Source organism: Olsenella urininfantis (assembly GCF_900155635.1).
GTDB classification, from domain to species: Bacteria; Actinomycetota; Coriobacteriia; order Coriobacteriales; family Atopobiaceae; genus Olsenella_G; species Olsenella_G urininfantis.
The window spans coordinates 1,523,562-1,542,914 of record NZ_LT732540.1 but is presented as its reverse complement, the minus strand read 5'-3'; the positions used below and the strand labels follow the sequence as shown (position 1 = coordinate 1,542,914).

Annotated in this window: 16 protein-coding genes and 1 tRNA gene; 15 read left to right on the top strand and 2 right to left on the bottom strand. The window is 65.1% G+C overall.

The genetic code is table 11. The features are described from left to right. The first annotated feature begins 92 nt into the window (after positions 1 to 92). The 11 genes from CZ375_RS07110 (at position 93) to rbr (ending at position 11,036) form a co-directional block, all read left to right on the top strand. Positions 93 to 3,053, top strand: a complete 2,961-nt coding sequence (locus CZ375_RS07110) for a glycoside hydrolase family 3 C-terminal domain-containing protein (RefSeq protein ID WP_077598534.1) — start codon at positions 93 to 95, stop codon at positions 3,051 to 3,053. Between the two features lie 171 nt (positions 3,054 to 3,224). Next, entirely contained in the window at positions 3,225 to 3,914 is a 690-nt protein-coding gene (locus CZ375_RS07105; protein ID WP_077598533.1) for a glycoside hydrolase family 3 N-terminal domain-containing protein, read from the top strand. 197 nt (positions 3,915 to 4,111) lie between these two features. Further along, positions 4,112 to 6,172 carry a DNA polymerase III subunit gamma/tau gene (gene dnaX, locus CZ375_RS07100; protein ID WP_077598532.1) on the top strand — a complete coding sequence of 687 codons (2,061 nt, stop codon included), beginning with the start codon at positions 4,112 to 4,114 and terminating at the stop codon, positions 6,170 to 6,172. Positions 6,173 to 6,210: 38 nt separating this feature from the next. Beyond that, positions 6,211 to 6,519 (top strand): YbaB/EbfC family nucleoid-associated protein, encoded by a 309-nt coding sequence (locus CZ375_RS07095; RefSeq protein ID WP_077598531.1) that lies wholly within the window; start codon positions 6,211 to 6,213, stop codon positions 6,517 to 6,519. 2 nt (positions 6,520 to 6,521) lie between these two features. Then, positions 6,522 to 7,130 (top strand): recombination mediator RecR, encoded by a 609-nt coding sequence (gene recR, locus CZ375_RS07090; RefSeq protein WP_077598530.1) that lies wholly within the window; start codon positions 6,522 to 6,524, stop codon positions 7,128 to 7,130. 33 nt (positions 7,131 to 7,163) lie between these two features. Next, complete coding sequence (locus CZ375_RS07085) at positions 7,164 to 8,012, top strand: hypothetical protein (RefSeq protein ID WP_143803091.1); 849 nt, start codon at positions 7,164 to 7,166, stop codon at positions 8,010 to 8,012. A 99-nt stretch (positions 8,013 to 8,111) separates the two neighbouring features. Beyond that, positions 8,112 to 8,188 (top strand) — tRNA-Asp (locus CZ375_RS07080). 132 nt (positions 8,189 to 8,320) lie between these two features. Continuing rightward, entirely contained in the window at positions 8,321 to 9,010 is a 690-nt protein-coding gene (locus CZ375_RS07075; protein WP_077598528.1) for an HAD family hydrolase, read from the top strand. Positions 9,011 to 9,035: 25 nt separating this feature from the next. Beyond that, positions 9,036 to 9,515, top strand: coding sequence for an RrF2 family transcriptional regulator (locus CZ375_RS07070; RefSeq protein WP_077598527.1), 480 nt, complete (start codon positions 9,036 to 9,038; stop codon positions 9,513 to 9,515). A 10-nt stretch (positions 9,516 to 9,525) separates the two neighbouring features. Further along, a complete protein-coding gene (locus CZ375_RS07065) occupies positions 9,526 to 10,395 on the top strand; it encodes an HhH-GPD family protein (protein ID WP_077598798.1) in 870 nt (289 codons plus the stop codon). Between the two features lie 95 nt (positions 10,396 to 10,490). Further along, positions 10,491 to 11,036 (top strand): rubrerythrin, encoded by a 546-nt coding sequence (gene rbr / locus CZ375_RS07060; RefSeq protein WP_077598526.1) that lies wholly within the window; start codon positions 10,491 to 10,493, stop codon positions 11,034 to 11,036. A gap of 296 nt (positions 11,037 to 11,332) precedes the next feature. Here the strand turns inward: rbr and CZ375_RS07055 are convergent, their stop codons facing one another. Continuing rightward, complete coding sequence (locus tag CZ375_RS07055) at positions 11,333 to 11,629, bottom strand: DUF6485 family protein (RefSeq protein ID WP_077598525.1); 297 nt, start codon at positions 11,627 to 11,629, stop codon at positions 11,333 to 11,335. A gap of 7 nt (positions 11,630 to 11,636) precedes the next feature. Continuing rightward, positions 11,637 to 12,338, bottom strand: a complete 702-nt coding sequence (nth, locus tag CZ375_RS07050) for an endonuclease III (protein WP_077598524.1) — start codon at positions 12,336 to 12,338, stop codon at positions 11,637 to 11,639. 218 nt (positions 12,339 to 12,556) lie between these two features. On the opposite strand from nth, the gene glgB reads away from it, so the two are divergent. From glgB to glgD, 4 genes are read left to right on the top strand one after another with little or no spacing between them, the layout of a single operon-like run. Then, positions 12,557 to 14,575 carry a 1,4-alpha-glucan branching protein GlgB gene (gene glgB, locus CZ375_RS07045; protein ID WP_077598523.1) on the top strand — a complete coding sequence of 673 codons (2,019 nt, stop codon included), beginning with the start codon at positions 12,557 to 12,559 and terminating at the stop codon, positions 14,573 to 14,575. A 60-nt stretch (positions 14,576 to 14,635) separates the two neighbouring features. Continuing rightward, a complete protein-coding gene (locus CZ375_RS07040; protein WP_077598522.1) occupies positions 14,636 to 17,071 on the top strand; it encodes a glycogen/starch/alpha-glucan phosphorylase in 2,436 nt (811 codons plus the stop codon). A 30-nt stretch (positions 17,072 to 17,101) separates the two neighbouring features. Then, the gene (locus CZ375_RS07035) at positions 17,102 to 18,250 is read left to right on the top strand and encodes a glucose-1-phosphate adenylyltransferase (RefSeq protein ID WP_077598521.1); all 1,149 of its coding nucleotides are present in this window, start codon (positions 17,102 to 17,104) and stop codon (positions 18,248 to 18,250) included. A gap of 2 nt (positions 18,251 to 18,252) precedes the next feature. Then, entirely contained in the window at positions 18,253 to 19,347 is a 1,095-nt protein-coding gene (glgD, locus tag CZ375_RS07030; protein ID WP_077598520.1) for a glucose-1-phosphate adenylyltransferase subunit GlgD, read from the top strand. Positions 19,348 to 19,353 lie beyond the last annotated feature (6 nt).

Sequence of the window (19,353 nt, the reverse complement as noted above, 5' to 3'; positions counted from 1 at the left end):
TTAGGCCAGCGTTACGCGAGCGCGCCATCCAAGAAAGCGGGTGGCGCGCCCATCTGTCTGGCATTTGGCCAGATGACCAAAGGAGACATTGCATGAAGGACATCACCAGGCGCAGGTTCCTTGTTGGTGGCACCGCCGTGGGCGGGGCGGCCATCGTGGGCGCAAACGTCGCAGCCAACAAGTTCAGCTCGCTTCTCGACCACTACCTGGGCGGGCGTCCCTACACCGTGGAGACCGTCGCCGGCTCCGAGGACTGGGACAGCGAGTACTACACACCCAAGTTCCGTGGCCGCAACGCAGCCACCAACGCCGCCAACGAGCTGGTTGGCGAGGTCGAGGCCGCGGGCGTCGTGCTGCTCAAGAACAAGAACGGCGCCCTGCCCCTGTCGTCCGGCGCAAATGTCAGCCTGATCGGCCGCTATGCGGCGGACCCCGTGTACGGCGGCGCCGGATCGGGCACCGTTGACCCCAACTCCTGCATCACGCTGCACGATGGCCTTGCCAATGCGGGCCTGTCCATCAACGAGACCGCCTATGGATGGATCGCCGAGAACTACAAGGACTACCCCAAGGCGAACATCACCATGGACAACCCGCGCACGGCGAGCTACTACATCGGCGAGATCCCCTGGGGCAAGTACAGCTCCGAGGCCCAGTCCTCCATCTCCGGCACCACCGCCATCGTCGTGATCGGCCGCGGCGGCGGCGAGGGCGGCGACCTCTCCACCAACCTTCTGGAGACCCTCAACTCCGGCGTCTCCGAGAACTTCACTCCCAACGAGGAGACCGCCAACTACGCTGAGGGCCAGCACGAGCTTGAGCTCACGCGCGAGGAGTTCGACCTCATCGCCGCCGCGAAGGCAGCCTGCGAGAAGGTCGTCGTCCTGGTCAACGCCTCCACCACCATGGAGCTTGGGCCCCTCATGGAGGAGGGCGGCGAGCATGAGGTTGACGCCATCCTCTCCATTGGCTCGCTTGGAGCCTCGGGCGCCAATGGCGTGGGCAAGGTGCTGACGGGTGCCGTGAACCCCTCGGGCAGGACCTGCGACATCTGGGCAGCGGACTTCACCAAGGACCCCACCTTCGCTAACTTCGGCGGCAAGCGCTACACCGACGTGAGCGGCTACTACACCAAGAACGCCAACAGCACGCCCTCTGACGGCACCGCCTACTTCGTCGAGTACGAGGAGGGCATCTACTACGGTTACCGCTACTACGAGACTGCCGCGGCTGAGGCGGCTTCCGGCAACTACAGCGGCTTCGACTACGGCAAGGCCGTCGTGTTCCCGTTTGGCTATGGTCTCTCGTACACGAACTTCACGAGCACCTTGGACGACGTGGTCGTCTCGGGTGACAAGGTCAGCGCAAGCGTGACCGTCACCAACGACGGTGGCGTGGCCGGCCGCAACGTGGTCGAGCTCTACCACAGTGCCCCCTACAAGAAGGGCGGCGTCGAGAAGGCCGCCGTGGTCCTCTCGGCCTTTGCCAAGACCGAGGAACTGGCCCCTGGCGCCTCCCAGACGCTCGAGCTGAGCTTCCCCGTGCGCGAGATGGCCTCGTGGGACTCCAAGGCAAACGGAGGCAAGGGCGCCTGGGTGCTTGACGCGGGCGACTGTGTCATCAGCTTGCGCAGCGACTCCCACACCGTGATCGCCGAGCGTCCCCTGACACTTGACGCGCAGATCTACAAGACGGACTCCGCAACGGGCACCGAGGTGGAGAACCGCTTCGCCGACATGACCGAGTACATGGAGAAGAACTGCGAGAACCTCTCGCGCGCCAACTTTGCCGGCACCTTCCCCAAGCCAGCCGAGGACCGCACGGCTGAGTCCTGCGGCATCAGCTTCGCCGAGTACGACCCCAAGAGCAGCCTGGACTCCGGCGTGCCCATGCCCACGACCGGTGCCAACAACGGCCTCTCCCTCATTGACCTTCGCGGCGCCGAGTACGACGACGGCGCCTGGGACGACCTGCTCGACCAGCTGAGCGTTCGCGACATGACCACCGTCCTGAACGACGGTGCCTACAACACCGCGGAGCTGGCATCCATCTCGAAGCCCGTCACTGCGGAGCCCGATGGCCCCGCCGGCTTCACCTCGCTCACCGGCTCCACGGGCAACTGCGCCTGGTGCTCCGAGTTCCTGATGGCCCAGACCTGGGACGTGGAGCTCATGCGCCGCGTGGGCGAGATGATTGGCCAGGAGGCCCTCGCCAGCGGCTACAGCGGCTGGTACGCCCCCGCCTGCAACACGCACCGCAGCCCCTTTGGCGGCCGCAACTTCGAGTACTACGCCGAGGACCCGCTGCTTGCGGGAAAGATCTGCTCCGCCGTGGTCTCTGGCGCCGCCAGCAATGGCGTGTACTCCTACGTCAAGCACTTCGCCATGAACGACCAGGAGTCCTACCGCGTCCAGCACATCTGCACCTGGTCCACCGAGCAGACGGCGCGCGAGGTCTACCTGCGCCCGTTCGAGATCACGGTCAAGGAGGCCCGCTGCGAGGAGAAGTACATCGCGGACGACAAGGGCACCGTCAAGACCAAGGAGATCAACGCCTGCACCGCCCTCATGAGCTCCTTCAACTACGTGGGTGCCGAGTGGTCTGGCGGGCGTCGCAGCCTCTGCACCGAGGTCCTGCGCGACGAGTGGGGCTTCAGGGGCATGGTCATCACCGACTTCAACCTCTACGGCTACATGAACAAGGCGCAGGCCCTGGTGGGCGGCACTGACCTCCAGCTCACCTACTCCGCCATGACCGGGGACTTCCCCCACACCAACGACCCCTCCGTGGTGGCGCGCCTGCGCGAGTCCATGCATCGTCTGCTCTACACCGTTGCCAACTCAAACGCCATGAACAACATGGTGCCGGGTTCCAGCGTCAAGTATGGTGTGGCTCCCTGGCAGTATGGCGTCTGGGGCGCGAGCGCCCTGGTGGCCGCTGCCGTGGCCGGCGGGTGGGCGCATGACGCGCGTAAGCGCAAGAAGGCCGCCACTGCCGGCGCCGCTTCCCAGCCCGAGCCCTCCTCCGAGGCCGGCGAGGAGGTCGAGGACTAGCTTCTTCCGACGTTCGGGCCGCCGCGGAGCTCCGTCTCCTGCTTTCGCGGCGGACGGCGTGCACTCCTGGGGGACGCCCTCTTCCCTTCCCGGGCGTTCCCCACAACTTCCTCGTGACGTGCGGCTTGGCCCTCTGGCCAGGCCGCACGTCGCGTTTTCGCCGTTGACTCCGTGGGCAAGCCTCAGCTGTTGGAGACCGATGGCCCCAACGGCATCAACAGCTTCCTCGCCGGCATGTACGGCAACAACTTCACGGGCCAGAGCGCTCTGGGCTACACCTGGAACAAGGAGCTTGCCCAGCGCATGGGCGAGACCTTCGGTGCCGAGATGAAAGCCTTCGGGGTGGCCGGCGTCTATGCTCCCGGTGTCGACATCCACCGCAGCCCCTTCAGCGGGCGCAACTACGAGTACGTCTCCGAGGACGGCCTGATCTCTGGTCAGATGGTGGCGGCCGAGCTCAAGGGGATCAGCCAGCACGGCATCTACACCTACCTCAAGCACTTCGCGGCAAACGACCAGGAGACCAACCGCGCCAACGGCGGCCTGGCAACCTGGCTCAACGAGCGGACCCTTCGCGAGGTCTACCTGCGCGGCTTCGAGATCGCCGTGAAGGAGGGCAAGGCGCTGCGCAGGGCGAGCCACAACATCCTGTACATGGTGGCAAACAGCAACGCGCTCGAGACGGCAGTCTACGGACCGTATCCGTTCGTGGCGGCGCTGTGCGTCGCTGCCATCGTGGCGGTGGGGCTCTTCGGACTGTACCTCTGGAGGCGCCATGCCGCCATGGTGCGCTGGCGCGGGGCGGGGCGTCCCAAGGGCAGGGTCGCCCAGGCCCTCTCGAAGCGCTTTGGGAGGAGGTAGGCTGGCAGGCTTTCGGGTTTGGCTGAGCTGAGGCGCGGGCGTCTCGTTCTTGTCTGATTGTCCGTTCGTATGGTGAGACGCATTGAACTAATGTCAATGGAGGGCGGTGGAGAAGGACCGAAGCGCCACGCTCGGTACGCACTTGCGCTTCCGTCGCAGCTATACTGAGCATTCGAGCCAGTCCCTGCGGAGGTCAGATGGAATCCCTTTACAGAAAGTACCGACCACAGACGTTTGCCGACGTGGTGGGGCAGCGGCATGTGGTCTCCACCCTCGAGCGCGCGGTCCTGGAGGGCAAGACCAGCCACGCCTACCTCTTCTGCGGCCCACGCGGCACGGGCAAGACCACCATGGCGCGCCTTCTTGCCAAGGCGCTCCTCTGCGACCAAGGCGCCGGTCATCTTCCCGACGGCAGCTGCGAGCAGTGCCAGCTCATCGCGGCGGGCGAGCACCCCGATGTCTACGAGCTCGATGCCGCCTCGCGCACGGGCGTTGACAACGTGCGCGAGGAGATCATCAGCCGCGTGAGCTATGCGCCCGTGCGCGGGGCGTACAAGGTCTATATCATCGACGAGGTTCACATGCTGACCACGGCGGCGTTCAACGCGCTGCTCAAGACCCTTGAGGAGCCTCCCGCGCACGTGGTCTTCATCCTCTGCACCACGGACCCACAGAAGGTTCCCGAGACCATACTCAGCCGCGTCCAGCGCTTCGACTTCCACGCCATCGGCAACGACGACATCCAGGCCCATCTCGGGAAGGTCTGCGAGTCCGAGGGCTTCAGCTGCAGCGACGCCGCCCTCGAGCTGGTGGTCCGCCACGCCCGCGGCGGCATGCGAGACGCGCTCTCCACGTTGGAGCAGCTCTCCGTCTTTGGTGACGGAGACATCTCCCTTGACGCCGCGCGCGACCTCCTGGGCGAGGTATCCGCGTCAACCCTGGTCAACGTTGCCTGCGCCCTTGCCTCAAGGGACGTCCCGACGCTCTTCTCGCTGGTGGGAGAACTTGTTGACTCCGGGCGAGACCTGCTGCAGTTTGCCCGCGAGCTTGCCGCGCACCTGCGCGACGTCTACGTTGCCGCGGTGGTTGGGGCGGACTCGGTGGCCGTGGGCTCCGCTCCCGAGGAGTTTCGGCAGCTCAAGGACGAGGCCCTGGCGTTCGGCTCTCCCGACCGCGTCTCGTGGGCGCTTACGGTGATAGGCGACGCCTCAAACGAGATGCGCACGGCCACCAACCAGCGCCTCTCGCTGGAGCTTGCCTTTGCCAAGATTGCGCGCCCCAAGTCAGACATGAGCCTGGACGCCTTGGCGGATCGCGTGGCGCAGCTTGAGCGCCAGATTGCCGAGATGAGCGTCCCGGGCACTCCCGTAGCCGTCCTGTCAGCCTCCCTGCCCGTGCAAGCCCCTGTCCCGGCGGCACCCGTCCCGGCACCCAGCCCTGCCGCCGCGGCCGAGCCGGCGCCTGCCCCGGCTCCGGCGCTCAAGACCGCCCCGGCGGCCGCTTCGGCCCCCGTTCCGGAGCCCCAGCCTGCCCCGGCCCCCGTGCCCCAGCCTGCCGCTACCCCTGCGGCCTCCGCCGTCACCGATGGTGGAGAGCTACAGCGCAGGCGGCGCCAGATTGTGGACGGCCTCCTCCAGAGTGACCCTCCCCGGGGGTCCCTGCTCATGAGCTCGTCTGCCCAGGAGGATGACGGCACCCACCTGACCATCAGCCTCCCCACGGGCTCCTCGTTTGCCTGCATGATGCTCGACCGCAAGGACATCCGGGCGATTATCGACCCCGCCGTTGAGGCCGTGTTTGGTAGGCGTACCCTCATCTACGTGGAGTCGAGCCTTGTCGGGGCGGACATCGCGCGCGCCGAGAGGGCGCCCCGCCCCGCCCCCGCCCCACGTCCTGCCCCGGTGCCCCCATCGCACCCCGCCCCCGTCCCTCAGCCCCCCGCTGAGGACGTGCCCCTCTCGGCATATGCCGAGCCCGCGGCAGAGGAGAGCTACCCGGCTCCCTGGGATGACCCGGTCCCAGAGGCTGCGCCCAGCGCCCCCGCCCCAAAGGCGGCTCCGGCTCCAGATCCCCCTCCACGTCCGGCGCCGTCGCCCGTCCCCGCCCCAACCCCAGCGCCGTCGCCCAAGCCAGCCCCCAAGCCCTCCGGCCAACCGGGGAGCTCCAAGATGCAGGATGTCCTCGCCATGCTCACCGAGGTCTTTGGCGATGGGGTGACGTTGAGCGTCGAGCGGCAGACGGAACCCCGGGACGCCTAAGCTAGTACCTTCCGAACCAAGAGCAAGGAGAAGCGCTCATGAACATGCAGCAGATGATGAAGCAGGCCCAGCAGATGCAGAGGCGCCTCGCTGAGGCCCAGGAAAAGCTCTCTGACATCGAGGTCTCTGCCTCAGCGGGCGGCGGCATGGTCAAGGTGACCGGCACCGCGGACATGGTCCTGACCTCCATCACCATAGACCCCGAGGCCGTCGACCCCGAGGACGTCGAGCTGCTCCAGGACTCCATCCTCGCCGCCGTCAATGAGTGCCTCTCCAGCGCCCAGGCCGCCGCAAGCCAGCAGCTGGGCTCCGTCACCGGCGGCATGAACATCCCGGGGCTGTTCTAGGCATGGCCCTCGACGCCAACGACGGCAGGGCCCTGCAGCGCCTGCTGGACGAGCTTGGCCGCCTGCCCGGAATCGGTCCGAAGTCCGCCCAGCGCATCGCCTACTGGCTGCTTGAGGCAGACAACGAGACCGCCCGCCGCCTGAGCGACGCCATCGTGCAGGTGAAGCGGCAGGTGCACTTTTGCCCCATCTGCTTCTCCTACGCCACCCGAGACACCTGCGACGTGTGTGCGGACTCCTCGAGAGACCGCGGCAAGGTCTGCGTGGTCTCTGAGCCGCGTGACGTCTCGGCCATCGAGCGCACAGGCAGCTACCATGGCCTCTACCATGTCCTGGGGGGAGTCATCTCTCCCATGGACAAGATAGGCCCAGACCAGCTTCACGTGCGCGAGCTCCTCTCGCGCCTTGCCGACGGCCAGGTGAGCGAGGTCATCCTGGCAACGAACCCTGACGTCGAGGGAGAGACCACCGCAACCTACCTCTCTCGCGTCATCCGCCCCCTGGGCGTCACGGTGTCAAGGCTCGCAAGCGGCCTTCCCGTGGGCGGCGACCTCGAATATGCAGACGAGGTCACGCTTGGCCGTGCGATCGAGGAGCGCCGCTCGCTCTAGGGCGCACGGAACGAACCAGACTGGAGGTCTGAGATGGACCAGCAAGGCAACCCGACGCTCATGCCACGTCACGGCAGGCACGCCGCCACCGCCCAAGGAGCCGCCGCATCCCGCGGGCGGGCACTCTCGCAGAGCGTTCCTTTGGTGGGGGCCCCCGACGAGCAGGACTCGCCACGCCCCATTGGCGTGGACCCTGCGGAGACGGGGTCCTTCCGTCGCATCGGCGCGGGGGAGGGCGCAACGGTGGAGACGCGCGACAACATAGGGCGCATCTCCGCCGACTCCACTGCCTCCTGGAAGCGCACGGGCTATGGCGCGGGCATGCGCCTCACGGGAGCCAGCAGGCCCCAGGTGGCAAGCCGAGAGGAGGCCTCCCGTGCGCATAGGGGAATCTTCGCTGCCCTTGCCCTGGTCGCCGTTGCCATTGCGGCCCTAGGCATGTTCGCCCTGCGCGGAGCCCTTATGGGCGAGCGCGGCAGTACCGTGGAGGGGGTCGTCGAGCAGTCCCAGACCAGCAGCGCGGGCAGCATAGAGTATCGTGGTACCACCTTCACGCTGGAGAAGCGGGAGAACGGCAAGTTTGCGCTGATGGGCCGCTCCGAAGGCTCAAGCTCCCCCACTCCGTACCTCGAGCTTGCCGGCACCCCCACCCAGCTCGTGCTCTACAACGGGGCGATCATCCTCCCCGAGAACCTCGAGGACCAGGGCGCCTGGGACGTCATCGCCTACACCATAGGCGGCGGCAGCGAGGCCAGCCAGGTCGTGGACGCGGATGGCAGCCCGGTGGTGGGCCAGGGGAAGATCGTCTCAGTGGAGCTCAGGGACCCGCAGCTTCTCGTCACAGATGACGCAGGCAAGGTGACGGCAGTCTCCCTGGCCTAGGGATAGGTTTTGTGGAGCGCGGGTGTACGAAATTATTTTTCGTTCGCGCTGGACAAGAAGAAGGGCTTCTGTGTAGAATAGCCCTCGCACTTGGTGCACGGGGTGTTAGCTCAGCTGGTTAGAGCGCCGGCCTGTCACGTCGGAGGTCGAGGGTTCAAGTCCCTTACATCCCGCCATTGAATGCCCAGGGAGCCTTTCGAGGCTCCCTTTTTTCATGGTCCGAACATCTCTCGGCGTGCCCTGCGCAAAATGAGCATTTCGCAGTACCATATGTGGACGGCCTTATTGGAAGAGTGACGAGGACGAACATGGACCCCAGCTCGCAGCAGCGAAAGCAGCGCATCGCGGTGTTCGACTATGACGGCACTGCCATCAGCGGCCAGTCGGGCGCCCTCTTCTCGCGCTACCTGCTCAGGCATGGCTACCTCAACCCCATCCGCGCACTGCGTCTGTTCTGGTGGGGGGCTCGCTATGTCCTGCACCTCCCATACCGCCAGGACGAGGCCCGCGAGCAGGTCTTTGGCGCGCTCAACGAGCACACGCCGGAGGAGATCTCGCGGATCATGCTCGACTTCCACAACAGCGAGCTGCTCAGGCGTTACCGCCAGGACGCCATTGACGAGGTTCGCAAGCGCAAGGAGGAGGGCTGCGTGACCTTGCTTGTCTCGGCAACCTTCCAAGACATCGCCGAGGCCGCCGCAAGGAGGCTGGGCGTGGACGGCCTGGTTGCCACGGACATGGAGCGTGACGAAAGAGGCCTCTATACCGGCAAGGTGAACGGCACCGTGGTGGCCGGGCCAGAGAAGACCCTGGCCGTCGGCCGCTGGGCGGACGAGCACTTTGGCCCTGACGGCTGGGTGATCGCCTACTCCTATGGCGACCATCACTCGGACAAGGACCTCCTTGCCGCCTCGGAGAAGGCCTATGCGGTGAGCCCGGGCAAGATGCTCAAGTCCGCAGCGAAGCGCCGCCACTGGGAAGTGCTCGACTGGAAGTAGAGCTGTCCTTGGAAGGGACGTTGGCATGGATATCTCTAGGAAGACCGACTATGCGCTGCGCATGCTCTCCGAGCTGGTGCGCAACGACGGCGCGGTGATTTCTGTTCGCACCGCGGCGGACAGGACCAGCGTGCCCTACTCGTTTGCCCGGTCCATTCAGCATGACCTTGCGCATGCGGGGATCATCGAGAGCACTCGTGGCTCGCGCGGGGGCATGAGGCTGGTGGTTGATCCCAAGACGACCACCGTGGTGGAGGTCGTGGAGGCCATGCAGGGTCCCATAGCCGTATCGAACTGCGGAAGCGCCGGCGAGGACGGCGGCCCCTGCCCCCTCCGTCCCGAGTGCCACTTCAACCCCATCTGGTGCGAGGCCGAGCGCCTCCTGCGCCGGTACTTCTCTTCCGTGAGCCTGTACGAGGTGGTCATGGAGCACAAGCACCCTGTCTTGGAGAAGGGAAACGGCTTCGTGCTGGTGGGGCCCCACGATCTTGAGCGGGAGGGCTAGCTTGTCCCTCATTGCCTCAGAGGAGGACCTTTCCGATTTCCGGTCTCGCGTGCTCGAGCGCGGCCGGGAGCTCTACAGGGACCTGCCCTGGCGGCGCACGCGTGACCCCTACCAGATCTGGATCAGCGAGGTCATGCTTCAGCAGACCCAGGTGGCACGCGTCGACGGGCGCTGGCAGCGCTGGTGCGAGCGTTTCCCCAGCCCGGACGCGCTTGCGGCGGCCAGCTCCGCGGACGTGCTCGAGGAGTGGCAGGGAATGGGGTACAACCGCCGTGCGCTTTCGCTCTGGAAGGCCGCCGCAATGGTCTCCGCGGCCGGTGGCGAGATGCCCTGCGCGTATCGTGACCTCCTGGAGCTTCCCGGCATAGGCCCTGCCACGGCCGCGGGCATCCGCGCCTTCGCCTTCTCGCTCCCAGGCGTCTACCTCGAGACCAACGTGCGCTCCGTGTTCATCCACGAGCTCTTCCCCGGGGTAGACGGCGTCTCTGACAAGGACCTGGTTCCCCTGGTCGAGCGCTGTTGCCCTCCTGATGACGGAAACCCCGAAGACGATCCGCGCAGCTGGTACTATGCCCTGCTCGACTACGGCGCCCATCTGAAGAGAACCATCCCCAACCCGTCGCGACGCTCCTCCTCTCACGTGAGGCAGTCGAGGTTCGAGGGATCGCATCGCCAGAAGCGTGCGGCGCTGCTGCGCCTGCTGCTCGCCCAGGACGGCCAGTCAGAGGGCGGAAGCCTCGAGGCCCTGACGACAGAGCTCTCTGACGCGGAGGTGAAGTCGGGCCGTCCGCCCCTTTCGGAAGGTGACGTCCTTGCGTTGCTTGAGGAGCTGGAAAGGGAGGGCTTTTGCCATTGCTTTGGGGGCATTTGGCACAGCTGAGTGCTATTCTTAGTGTATGAGGCCGTGCTAGGGGGCATGGCTTGAAGTGGTGGCGCGCGGCCGCTTGCGGGCGCGCTTCCGGAGAGGAGTTTTCCATGGCAGTGGATTTCGAGAGCTCGCAGACCAAGAAGAACCTCGAGACCGCCTTCGCGGGCGAGAGCCAGGCGTACAACAAGTATGGCTACTATGCCAGCAAGGCCAAGAAGGAGGGCTACGTCCAGATCTCCGACATCTTCACCGAGACCTCTGGCAACGAGAAGGAGCACGCAAAGATCTGGTTCAAGTATCTCCACGGCGGCGAGGTGCCCGAGACCGTGACCAACCTCAAGGACGCCGCCTCTGGCGAGAACTACGAGTGGACCGACATGTACGCAGGCTTTGCCAAGACCGCCGAGGAGGAGGGCTTCAAGGAGATCGCCGCCAAGTTCGCCATGGTCGGTGCCATCGAGAAGGCCCACGAGGAGCGCTACAAGAAGCTCGCCGAGCGCGTTGAGAACGGCGAGGTCTTCGAGCGCGAAGGCGTCAAGGTCTGGAAGTGCCTCAACTGCGGCCACCTGCACGTGGGCGCCGCCGCTCCCAAGCTCTGCCCCGTCTGCGCTCATCCTCAGTCCTACTTCGAGGAGCAGTCGGTCAACTACTAGTCTCTCTGGGTGCGTATCCCAAGAGCTGCCTGGCCCACCTCTTCGGAGGTGGGCTTTTTTGTTTGCTGCCATGGGGCCCGCCGCGAACCTGGTGCCGCAATTCTGCCACGACTTCTGGAAAGCCTTCGCGCCGGTGGGTCAACACGCACCTCTCGGCAGGAAGCGACTCACGGCGGCGCGTTCACCCACCCTACCGCCCGGTTTTGGTGGGTGGGTGTGGCCCAGGCGCCCCTCTCGGCGAGAAAGGCGCGCGTCTGCCCACCTGGCTGGCTTGTGGTTGAGTCGAGCTGCAGACGCTACTCGTTTGCGTGGGCTGCCTCGAAGCTTGCCGCCAGGCGCGCGTAGCGCTCTCGCTCCTCGAGGCTCCTCGGGTGTAGCGCAACGAAGCGCGCAAAGCCCTCGACCGAGAAGTCGTCCCAGCCGTCAATCGACCCCGACCCCTTAAAGATGCAGGTGGGGACCTCACCCAAGGCGATGTTCTTTCTGATGCAGCCATCGCACCCGTTGCCGGTGGAGGCGTTATTGGGGTTGTTGGGATTGAGGGGGCACTTGGTGTCCCCACAGGTGCAGAAGTGCTTGCCTCCGTCAGACATGGCTTCCCTATCCCTGCGTCTTGGCACTGCGCTTGGAGTGGGCCCGTGGCTTGCCGTTTGCCTTGAATGCCGAGGGGCAGATGTCAGCGGCGGGACAACCCTCGCACTTGGGTCGCTGAGAGGTGCAGGTCTCGCGGCCAAAGTGTATCCACTGCTCGTTGACGGGGCCCCAGAGCTCGCGTGGAATCACGGACAGAAGGTCCTGCTCGGCCTGCAGCGGCGTGGGCGCGCCGGTGAGCTTGAGCCTGCTTGCAATGCGATACACGTGCGTGTCTACGGCAATGCCGTCCACCACGTCAAATGCCTTGTTGAGCACGATGTTCGCGGTCTTTCGCCCAACGCCCGGAAGCCTCGTGAGCTCCTCCATGCTCCCAGGGACCTGGCCGCCATGCTCGGAGACGATCATCTGCGCGGACTCCACGCAGTGCTGCGCCTTTGACCTCCAAAAACCAATGGAGCGAATCACCTCGCCCAGCTCTGCCGGGTTTGCGCCGGCCATCGCCTCTGGCGTGGGCCAGCGGGAGAACAGCTCCGGCGTCACCTTGTTGACGGCAGCGTCGGTGGTCTGTGCCGAGAGAAGCACGCAGATCACGAGCTCGAACGTGTTGTCAAAATCCAGGGCGCTCTGGACGTCGGCGTATATCTCTCCCATGCGCCGACAGAACTCGACGGCCCGCTCTCGCCTGGCCCTCTTCGACTCCCGAGGCATGCGTCCCCCTTTCCCTTGCACGCTCGGCATATGATACCAGCGCAAAGCCACGCAAGTGCCTTGCACGCCCGCCCATCCATCCACCTCGCCCGCGCCCATTCGCGAGATGTCCTCCCGCTCGGCCCCATATGAAATAGAATGTGTGGGAGTTGTGATGTGTCGCGGAGACCCTTCGCGGCCGCGAGACAGCCAATGACCTCACGTCTGGGAGGGTGCGCATGGGCGTTCTGGCTTCTGACCTTGCCATCACCAACGATGATCTCTACATGATGGCGGAAGGCAACTGGTACCGCAGCTACGAGAAGATGGGTGCCCACCTCTGCGTGCAGGGGGGGACCAAGGGCTGCCACTTTGCCGTTTGGGCCCCCGGCGTGCTGAGCGTGCGCGTCGCCGGAGAGTTCAACGGCTGGGACCAGGAGGCGAACCCCCTCGAGCCCACCGCCACGGGCGGCGTCTGGTGCGGCTTTGTGGCAGGGGCCAAGGAGGGCCAGCTCTACAAGTACGTCATCGAGACCGCACGTGGTGACCTGCTCTACAAGGCGGACCCCTACGCAAGCTACGCGGAGTGCCCCCCGGGCACGGCCTCGCGCATCGCAGGCATCACGGGCTACAGGTGGGGGGATGCCCCTTACCTCAAGTCCCGTGCCAAGCGAGACATGATGAAGTCCCCGCTCAACATCTTCGAGCTGCACCTGGGCAGCTGGAAGCGTCATGATGACGGCCTGGCCGGAAACGGCGATCCGGACGGGGACGACCATAGCGGCAGCTACCTCAGCTACGACGAGCTCTCCGAGGAGCTTGTGGACTACGTCAAGAGCATGGGCTACTCGCACATCGAGGTCCTGCCCGTGATGGAGCATCCCTTCGATGGCTCCTGGGGCTACCAGATCACCGGATACTTTGCCCCCACCAGCCGCTATGGCACTCCCAAGCAGTTCAAGCACTTCGTGGACAGCTGCCACCGGGCGGGCATCGGCATCATCCTGGACTGGGTTCCTGGAGGCTTCTGCAGGGACGAGCACGGCCTCGTCCACTTCAACGGCGAAAAGCTCTACGAGAAGGAGGAGCACCCCAACTGGGGCACCTTCAAGTTCGACCTCTCACGCGGGGAGGTGCGCAGCTTCCTCGTCTCCAACCTGCTCTACTGGGTGGGGGAGTACCACGCGGACGGCATTCGCATGGATGGCGTCACCTCCATGCTCTACCTCAACTTTGGCGTGGACGACCCCGGCCAGAAGAGGTTCAACGAGAGGGGCGGCGAGGAGGACCTGGATTCCATCTCCTTCATCCGCCAGTGCAACGAGAGCATCGGCCGCTACTACCCCGACGTCATGATGATTGCCGAGGAGTCCACGGCCTGGCCCCTGGTCACCTATCCCGCCTCCGACGGCGGCCTGGGCTTCCACTTCAAGTGGGACATGGGCTGGATGAACGACACCCTGCACTACTGCCAGACCGACTTCCCCTTCCGCCCGGGCAACCACCGCCTGCTGACCTTCTCCACCATGTACCAATTCAACGAGAACTTCGTGCTCCCGCTGAGCCATGACGAGGTGGTGCATGGCAAGTGCTCGCTCATCACCCGCCAGCCAGGCGACTACTGGCGCCAGTTCGCCGGCATGCGCGCGCTGGACTTCTACCAGATGACGCACGCGGGCGGAAAGCTCAACTTCATGGGCAACGAGATCGCCCAGTTCATCGAGTGGCGCTACTACGAGGGCATCCAGTACTTCCTGGCCGAACAGTACGAGAGCCATGCGGCCCACCGGCTCTTCGTTGCGGAGATGAACCGCTTCTACGCAAGCCACCCCGCCCTCTGGCAGCGTGGCTACGCAAGCGAGGGGTTCGAGTGGGTGGACGCAGACAACAGCGACCAGTCCGTCATCTCCTTCGTGCGCCATGGGGACGACCCCAAGGATGACCTGCTCGTTCTCATCAACTTCGACGTCAACACCCGCGAGCGCTTTCGTGTTGGCGTCCCCAGGGCCGGATACTGGGTCGAGGCCCTCAACTCTGACGAGGTGCGCTTCGGGGGCTCGGGGGTGACCAACGAGGGCGTTCGCTTTGCCTCCGAGGAGGAGCCCTGGAACATGCGCGAGCAGTCCATCGAGCTGCGCTTGCCCCCCCTGGCAGGTGTGGTGCTGAGCTTCGACGGCGAGCTGCCCAGGAGGCCCGCAGCAAGGAAGCGGCCGGCCCCCAAGAAGGCTGGCCCCAAGGGCAAGGGGACGGCCAGGTAGCACACATCATTGACCGAGGCGCCCCCCTGCGGCGTCTCATGTGAACGGAGGGGCGAGAACATGGCAAAGGAAGCACCCAGCAGCGAGCTGTTCAAGGACAAGGACGACTTCGTCGCCCAGTACCGCGAGGCGTGCGAGATGTCCTTGGGCAAGAAGTACGAGGGACTCACGAAGCAGGAGCGCTTCTACGTTCTTGCGGGCCTCATCGCGCGCAAGGCCAACAACCTCAAGGTAGGCCTCAGGCGTGGTGACAAGGAGGTCTACTACTTCTCGCTGGAGTTCCTTCTGGGGCCGCTGCTGGAGAACTACGTCCTCAACCTGGGCGTCGATGACATGGTGCGCGCCGGCTGCGAGGAGCTGGGGGACTCCCTGGACGAGCTCTCCCGGCATGAGGCAGACCCCGGCCTGGGCAACGGCGGCCTGGGCCGCCTTGCCGCCTGCTTTCTGGACTCCATGGCAGCCCTCGGCATAAACGGCAACGGCAATGGCATGCGCTACCGCTACGGCCTCTTCCGCCAGGAGATCGAGGGGGGTCGCCAGGTCGAGAAGATGGACAACTGGCTCGAGCACGGGTTTCCCTGGGAGACCCGCAAGAACGAGTCGGCCGTCATCGTCCAGTTTGGCGGCCAGGTGGTGCGCCACGAGGAGAACGGCCGGTTCTGGTTCACCCAGGAGGGCGGCGACCTCGTCAAGGCCGTTCCCTATGACGTGCCCATCGTGGGGTACGGCGGCAAGACGGTGAACACCCTGCGCCTGTGGAGCGCCGAGCCCGCCGCCGAGGACTTCGACCTCGACGCCTTCAATGCCGGCGACTACGCGAAGGCCATGAAGTTCCGCTCGGACGTCGAGGCCATCTCGCAGATCCTCTACCCCAACGACTCGGGCGAGCACGGGCGCCTCCTGCGCCTCAAGCAGGAGTACCTCTTCGTGAGCGCCGGCCTGCAGACGGTGCTGCGCAGCTACGAGAAGGACCACGGGCCCGACTGGGAGCACCTGGCAGACCACGTCTCCATCCACACCAACGACACCCACCCCGCCATGTGCGGCCCCGAGCTCATGCGCATCCTGGTGGACGAGCGCGGCGTCGACTTCGACCTCGCCTACAAGATCGCCTTCGACACCATCTCCTACACCAACCACACCGTCATGCCCGAGGCCCTGGAGAAGTGGCCCATCAGTACCTTCCGCGCGCTGCTTCCGCGCACCTACATGTTCATCGAGGAGATCGACCGCCGCTACCGCGAGGGCTTCTCGCACGATGCGCCCAACTGGCAGGAGCTCCTGCAGCAGACCGCCATCCTCTGGGACGGCCAGGTACGCATGGCCAACCTCTCGGTCATCTTCGCCCATTCCGTCAACGGCGTATCGGCGCTGCATACGGACATCCTCAAGGCCACCACGCTGCGCAGCTTCTTTGAGCTGAGTCCCGAGAAGTTCAACAACAAGACCAACGGCATCTCTCACCGCCGCTTCCTGGGCAACGCCAACCCGTCCTACGCAAGGCTGGTCAACGAGGCCATCGGGACGGGCTGGCTCAAGGACGCCCGTGAGCTGGCAAAGCTCGAGGCCTTCGAGGACGACCCCTCCTTCCTCGACGAGTTCGAGAAGGCGAAGGCCTGGGACAAGAGGCGCCTGGCGGACTACGTCAAGCGCACCACGGGCATAGAGCTCGACTGCTCCATGGTCTTTGACGTGCAGGTCAAGCGCTTCCACGCCTACAAACGCCAGCTGCTCAACGTCATGAAGATCATGGACGTCTACAACAGGATTCTCTCGGACCCCAGCTTCGACCCCCGTCCCACCGCCTTCATCTTCTCGGGCAAGGCGGCCCAGAGTTACACCTTTGCCAAGGAGGTCATCCGCCTCATCAACTCCGTGGCCGAGGCCGTCAACGGGGACGCGCGCGTGAACGACAAGATCCGCGTCGCCTTCGTGCCCAACTTCGCGGTCTCAAGCGCCCAGCTCATCTACCCTGCGGCAGAGATCTCGGAGCAGATCTCGTGGGCGGGGTCTGAGGCCTCGGGTACCTCGAACATGAAGCTCATGATGAACGGCGCCATCACGCTGGGCACCTACGACGGCGCCAACGTCGAGATCTGCAAGCTGGTGGGCGAGGAGAACATCAAGGTCTTCGGCCTGCGCACCGAGGAGGTGGACCAGCTCAGGGCATCCGGTGGCTGCTGGGCCTGGGACCTCTACAACCGCGACCGCGAGCGCATGGGCCGCGTCATCGACGAGCTCACGGACGGCACGCTCGCGCACCTCTCGGGCAACTTCGAGAGCATCCGGGACGAGCTCATGGTCAACAACGACCACGACCTCGTGCTTGCGGACTTCTACTCCTACGTGAAGGCGTGGGAGGAGCTCACCCAGGCCTACGGGGACAGGCGCTCCTGGAACCGTTCGGCGATTCACAACACGGCGCGCTCGGGGTATTTCTCCAGCGACCGAACCATAGGCGAGTACGCTGCGGATATTTGGCATATTGGGAAATAGCTGGGGTCAAAGTCGAGAGGGGAGAAGGTCATGAGCAAGAAGGAGTGCATCGCAATGCTTCTTGCCGGCGGTCAGGGAAGCCGTCTCGGTGTCCTGACGAAGGACGTCGCCAAGCCGGCGGTCTCGTTCGGCGGCAAGTACCGCATCATTGATTTTGCGCTTTCCAACTGCGCAAACTCTGGAATCGACACGGTGGGCGTGCTCACCCAGTACAGGCCTTACCTTCTGCACTCCTACTTGGGCACGGGAGGGGCGTGGAACCTCAACGAGAGCGATGGGGGCGTCTCCATCCTTCCCCCCTACGCCACCCAGACCGGCGGCGCCTGGTACGAGGGCACGGCAGACGCCGTCACCCAGAACATCGGCTTCATCGAGCAGAACGACCCCGAGTACGTGCTGATCCTCTCGGGAGACCAGCTCTACAGCATGGACTACCAGGCCATGCTCGAGAGCCACAAGCGCCATGGGGCAGACCTCACCGTGGCCGTCATGCCCGTGCCCTGGGAGGAGGCCTCGCGCTTCGGCATCATCACCCAGGACGAGGACGAGCGCATCGTCAAGTTCACCGAGAAGCCAAACAAGCCGGACAGCAACCTCGCCTCCATGGGCATCTACATCTTCAACGCCCAGCTCCTGGTGGACACCCTCAACGAGGACGCCATCGACCAGACCTCCGAGCACGACTTCGGCAACAACATCATCCCGAAGCTGCTGGCGGACGGCAGGCGCCTCTACACCTACGAGTACAACGGCTTCTGGCGTGACGTGGGCACCATATCGTCCTACCACGAGACGAGCATGGACCTCCTGGGCGCCAAGCCGGCGTTCGACCTGTTTGACATCCAGGCGCCCATCATGAGCAACTCCTCCACCAAGCCGCCCGCGTACATCGGCCCCAACGGGGCCGTGGACGACTGCCTGGTGGGCAACGGCAGCCGCATCTTCGGGCGCGTGGCCCACTCCATCATCTCCACCGACTCCTACGTGGGAGAGCGCGCCATAGTCGAGGACTCCGTGCTCCTGCCCGGCGCCTGTGTGAAGGCGGGTGCCCACGTTGCCCGCGCAATCCTGGGCGAGCACTCCGTCATCGAGGAGAACGTGGTGCTGGGCAGCGTTGACCAGACGCGTGACACCGCCGTGATCGGAAACAACGTCGTCGTAGGGAAGGGGGAGGAGTAGACATGAAGAAGATTGTCGGCCTCATCACGGCAAACTACTCCACCAAGTATCCAACGGCCCTCTCCGAGACACGCCCCGTTGCGTCCATGCCCTACCTGGGACGCTACCGCGTGGTTGACTTCGCGCTCTCCAACATGGTCAACTGCGGCATCCGCACCGTGGGCATGGTCATGCCCTACAACTACCGCTCCCTCATCGACCACGTCGGCTCCGGTCGAGACTGGGACCTCAACCGCAAGAAGGGAGGCCTGTTCATCCTGCCTGGCTCGGCGTTCGGCACCTCGCGCACGGGCTCGCGCTTCCTCCTGCGAGACCTGGTGCACAACAAGGCGTTCCTGGAGCGCGGCGAGGGTGACCTTGCCATCCTCTCCTCCGCGAGCTTCGTCTACAACATGGACTACTCCGATCTGGTTGCCGCGCACCGCGCCTCCGGGGCGGACATCACCGTGCTCACCAAGCGCGCCTCCGAGAAGGACGTTGACGTCACGGGCTTCAACGTGGACGGCAGCAGGGTCAAGAGCCTGAAGCACGGCGTCGAGTTCGCAGACACCGCCTTCCTGGACTGCTTCGTCGTCGGTCGTGAGTTTCTGCTCCAGATGCTGGAGTGGTACCAGCAGACCGACTACCTCGACCTCTTCGAGGCCATGGCGGCAGACTACGCTCGCGTGAACGTCCAGACCTACAACTACGAGGGCTACGCAGCGGCCATCTTCAACAAGGACTCCTACTTCCGCGCCAACATGGACCTGCTCGACCCCATGGTCTCCGACGAGCTCTTCCCCGAGGGTCGCACCATCAGGACCAAGGCCCACGACAACGCCCCGGCAAAGTTCGAGCGCGGCTCCCGCGTGACCAACTCCCGCATCTCGGGCAGCTGCCGCATCTCTGGCGTGGTGTCCAACTCCATCCTCGGCCGCGGCGTGGTCGTGGAGAGCGGCGCGTCGGTCAACAACGCCATCGTGATGCAGTCCTGCGTCATCCAGAGCGGCGCACGCGTCGAGAACGCCATTGTCGACCGCAACAACGTCGTGCCTGCCGGGACCGAGCTCAGGGGCACGCCTGAGGCGCTGTTCATCAAGGAGAAGGCGGCAGAGTAGGGGCTT

Excerpts from the sequence above, each read along its gene's own strand:
- CZ375_RS07110 (WP_077598534.1), top strand. The coding sequence starts at position 93 with ATGAAGGACATCACCAGGCGCAGGTTCCTTGTTGGTGGCACCGCCGTG.
- dnaX (WP_077598532.1), top strand. The coding sequence starts at position 4,112 with ATGGAATCCCTTTACAGAAAGTACCGACCACAGACGTTTGCCGACGTG.
- CZ375_RS07095 (WP_077598531.1), top strand. The coding sequence starts at position 6,211 with ATGAACATGCAGCAGATGATGAAGCAGGCCCAGCAGATGCAGAGGCGC.
- recR (WP_077598530.1), top strand. The coding sequence starts at position 6,522 with ATGGCCCTCGACGCCAACGACGGCAGGGCCCTGCAGCGCCTGCTGGAC.
- CZ375_RS07085 (WP_143803091.1), top strand. The coding sequence starts at position 7,164 with ATGGACCAGCAAGGCAACCCGACGCTCATGCCACGTCACGGCAGGCAC.
- CZ375_RS07075 (WP_077598528.1), top strand. The coding sequence starts at position 8,321 with ATGGACCCCAGCTCGCAGCAGCGAAAGCAGCGCATCGCGGTGTTCGAC.
- CZ375_RS07070 (WP_077598527.1), top strand. The coding sequence starts at position 9,036 with ATGGATATCTCTAGGAAGACCGACTATGCGCTGCGCATGCTCTCCGAG.
- rbr (WP_077598526.1), top strand. The coding sequence starts at position 10,491 with ATGGCAGTGGATTTCGAGAGCTCGCAGACCAAGAAGAACCTCGAGACC.
- CZ375_RS07055 (WP_077598525.1), bottom strand. The coding sequence starts at position 11,629 with ATGTCTGACGGAGGCAAGCACTTCTGCACCTGTGGGGACACCAAGTGC.
- nth (WP_077598524.1), bottom strand. The coding sequence starts at position 12,338 with ATGCCTCGGGAGTCGAAGAGGGCCAGGCGAGAGCGGGCCGTCGAGTTC.
- glgB (WP_077598523.1), top strand. The coding sequence starts at position 12,557 with ATGGGCGTTCTGGCTTCTGACCTTGCCATCACCAACGATGATCTCTAC.
- CZ375_RS07040 (WP_077598522.1), top strand. The coding sequence starts at position 14,636 with ATGGCAAAGGAAGCACCCAGCAGCGAGCTGTTCAAGGACAAGGACGAC.
- CZ375_RS07035 (WP_077598521.1), top strand. The coding sequence starts at position 17,102 with ATGAGCAAGAAGGAGTGCATCGCAATGCTTCTTGCCGGCGGTCAGGGA.
- glgD (WP_077598520.1), top strand. The coding sequence starts at position 18,253 with ATGAAGAAGATTGTCGGCCTCATCACGGCAAACTACTCCACCAAGTAT.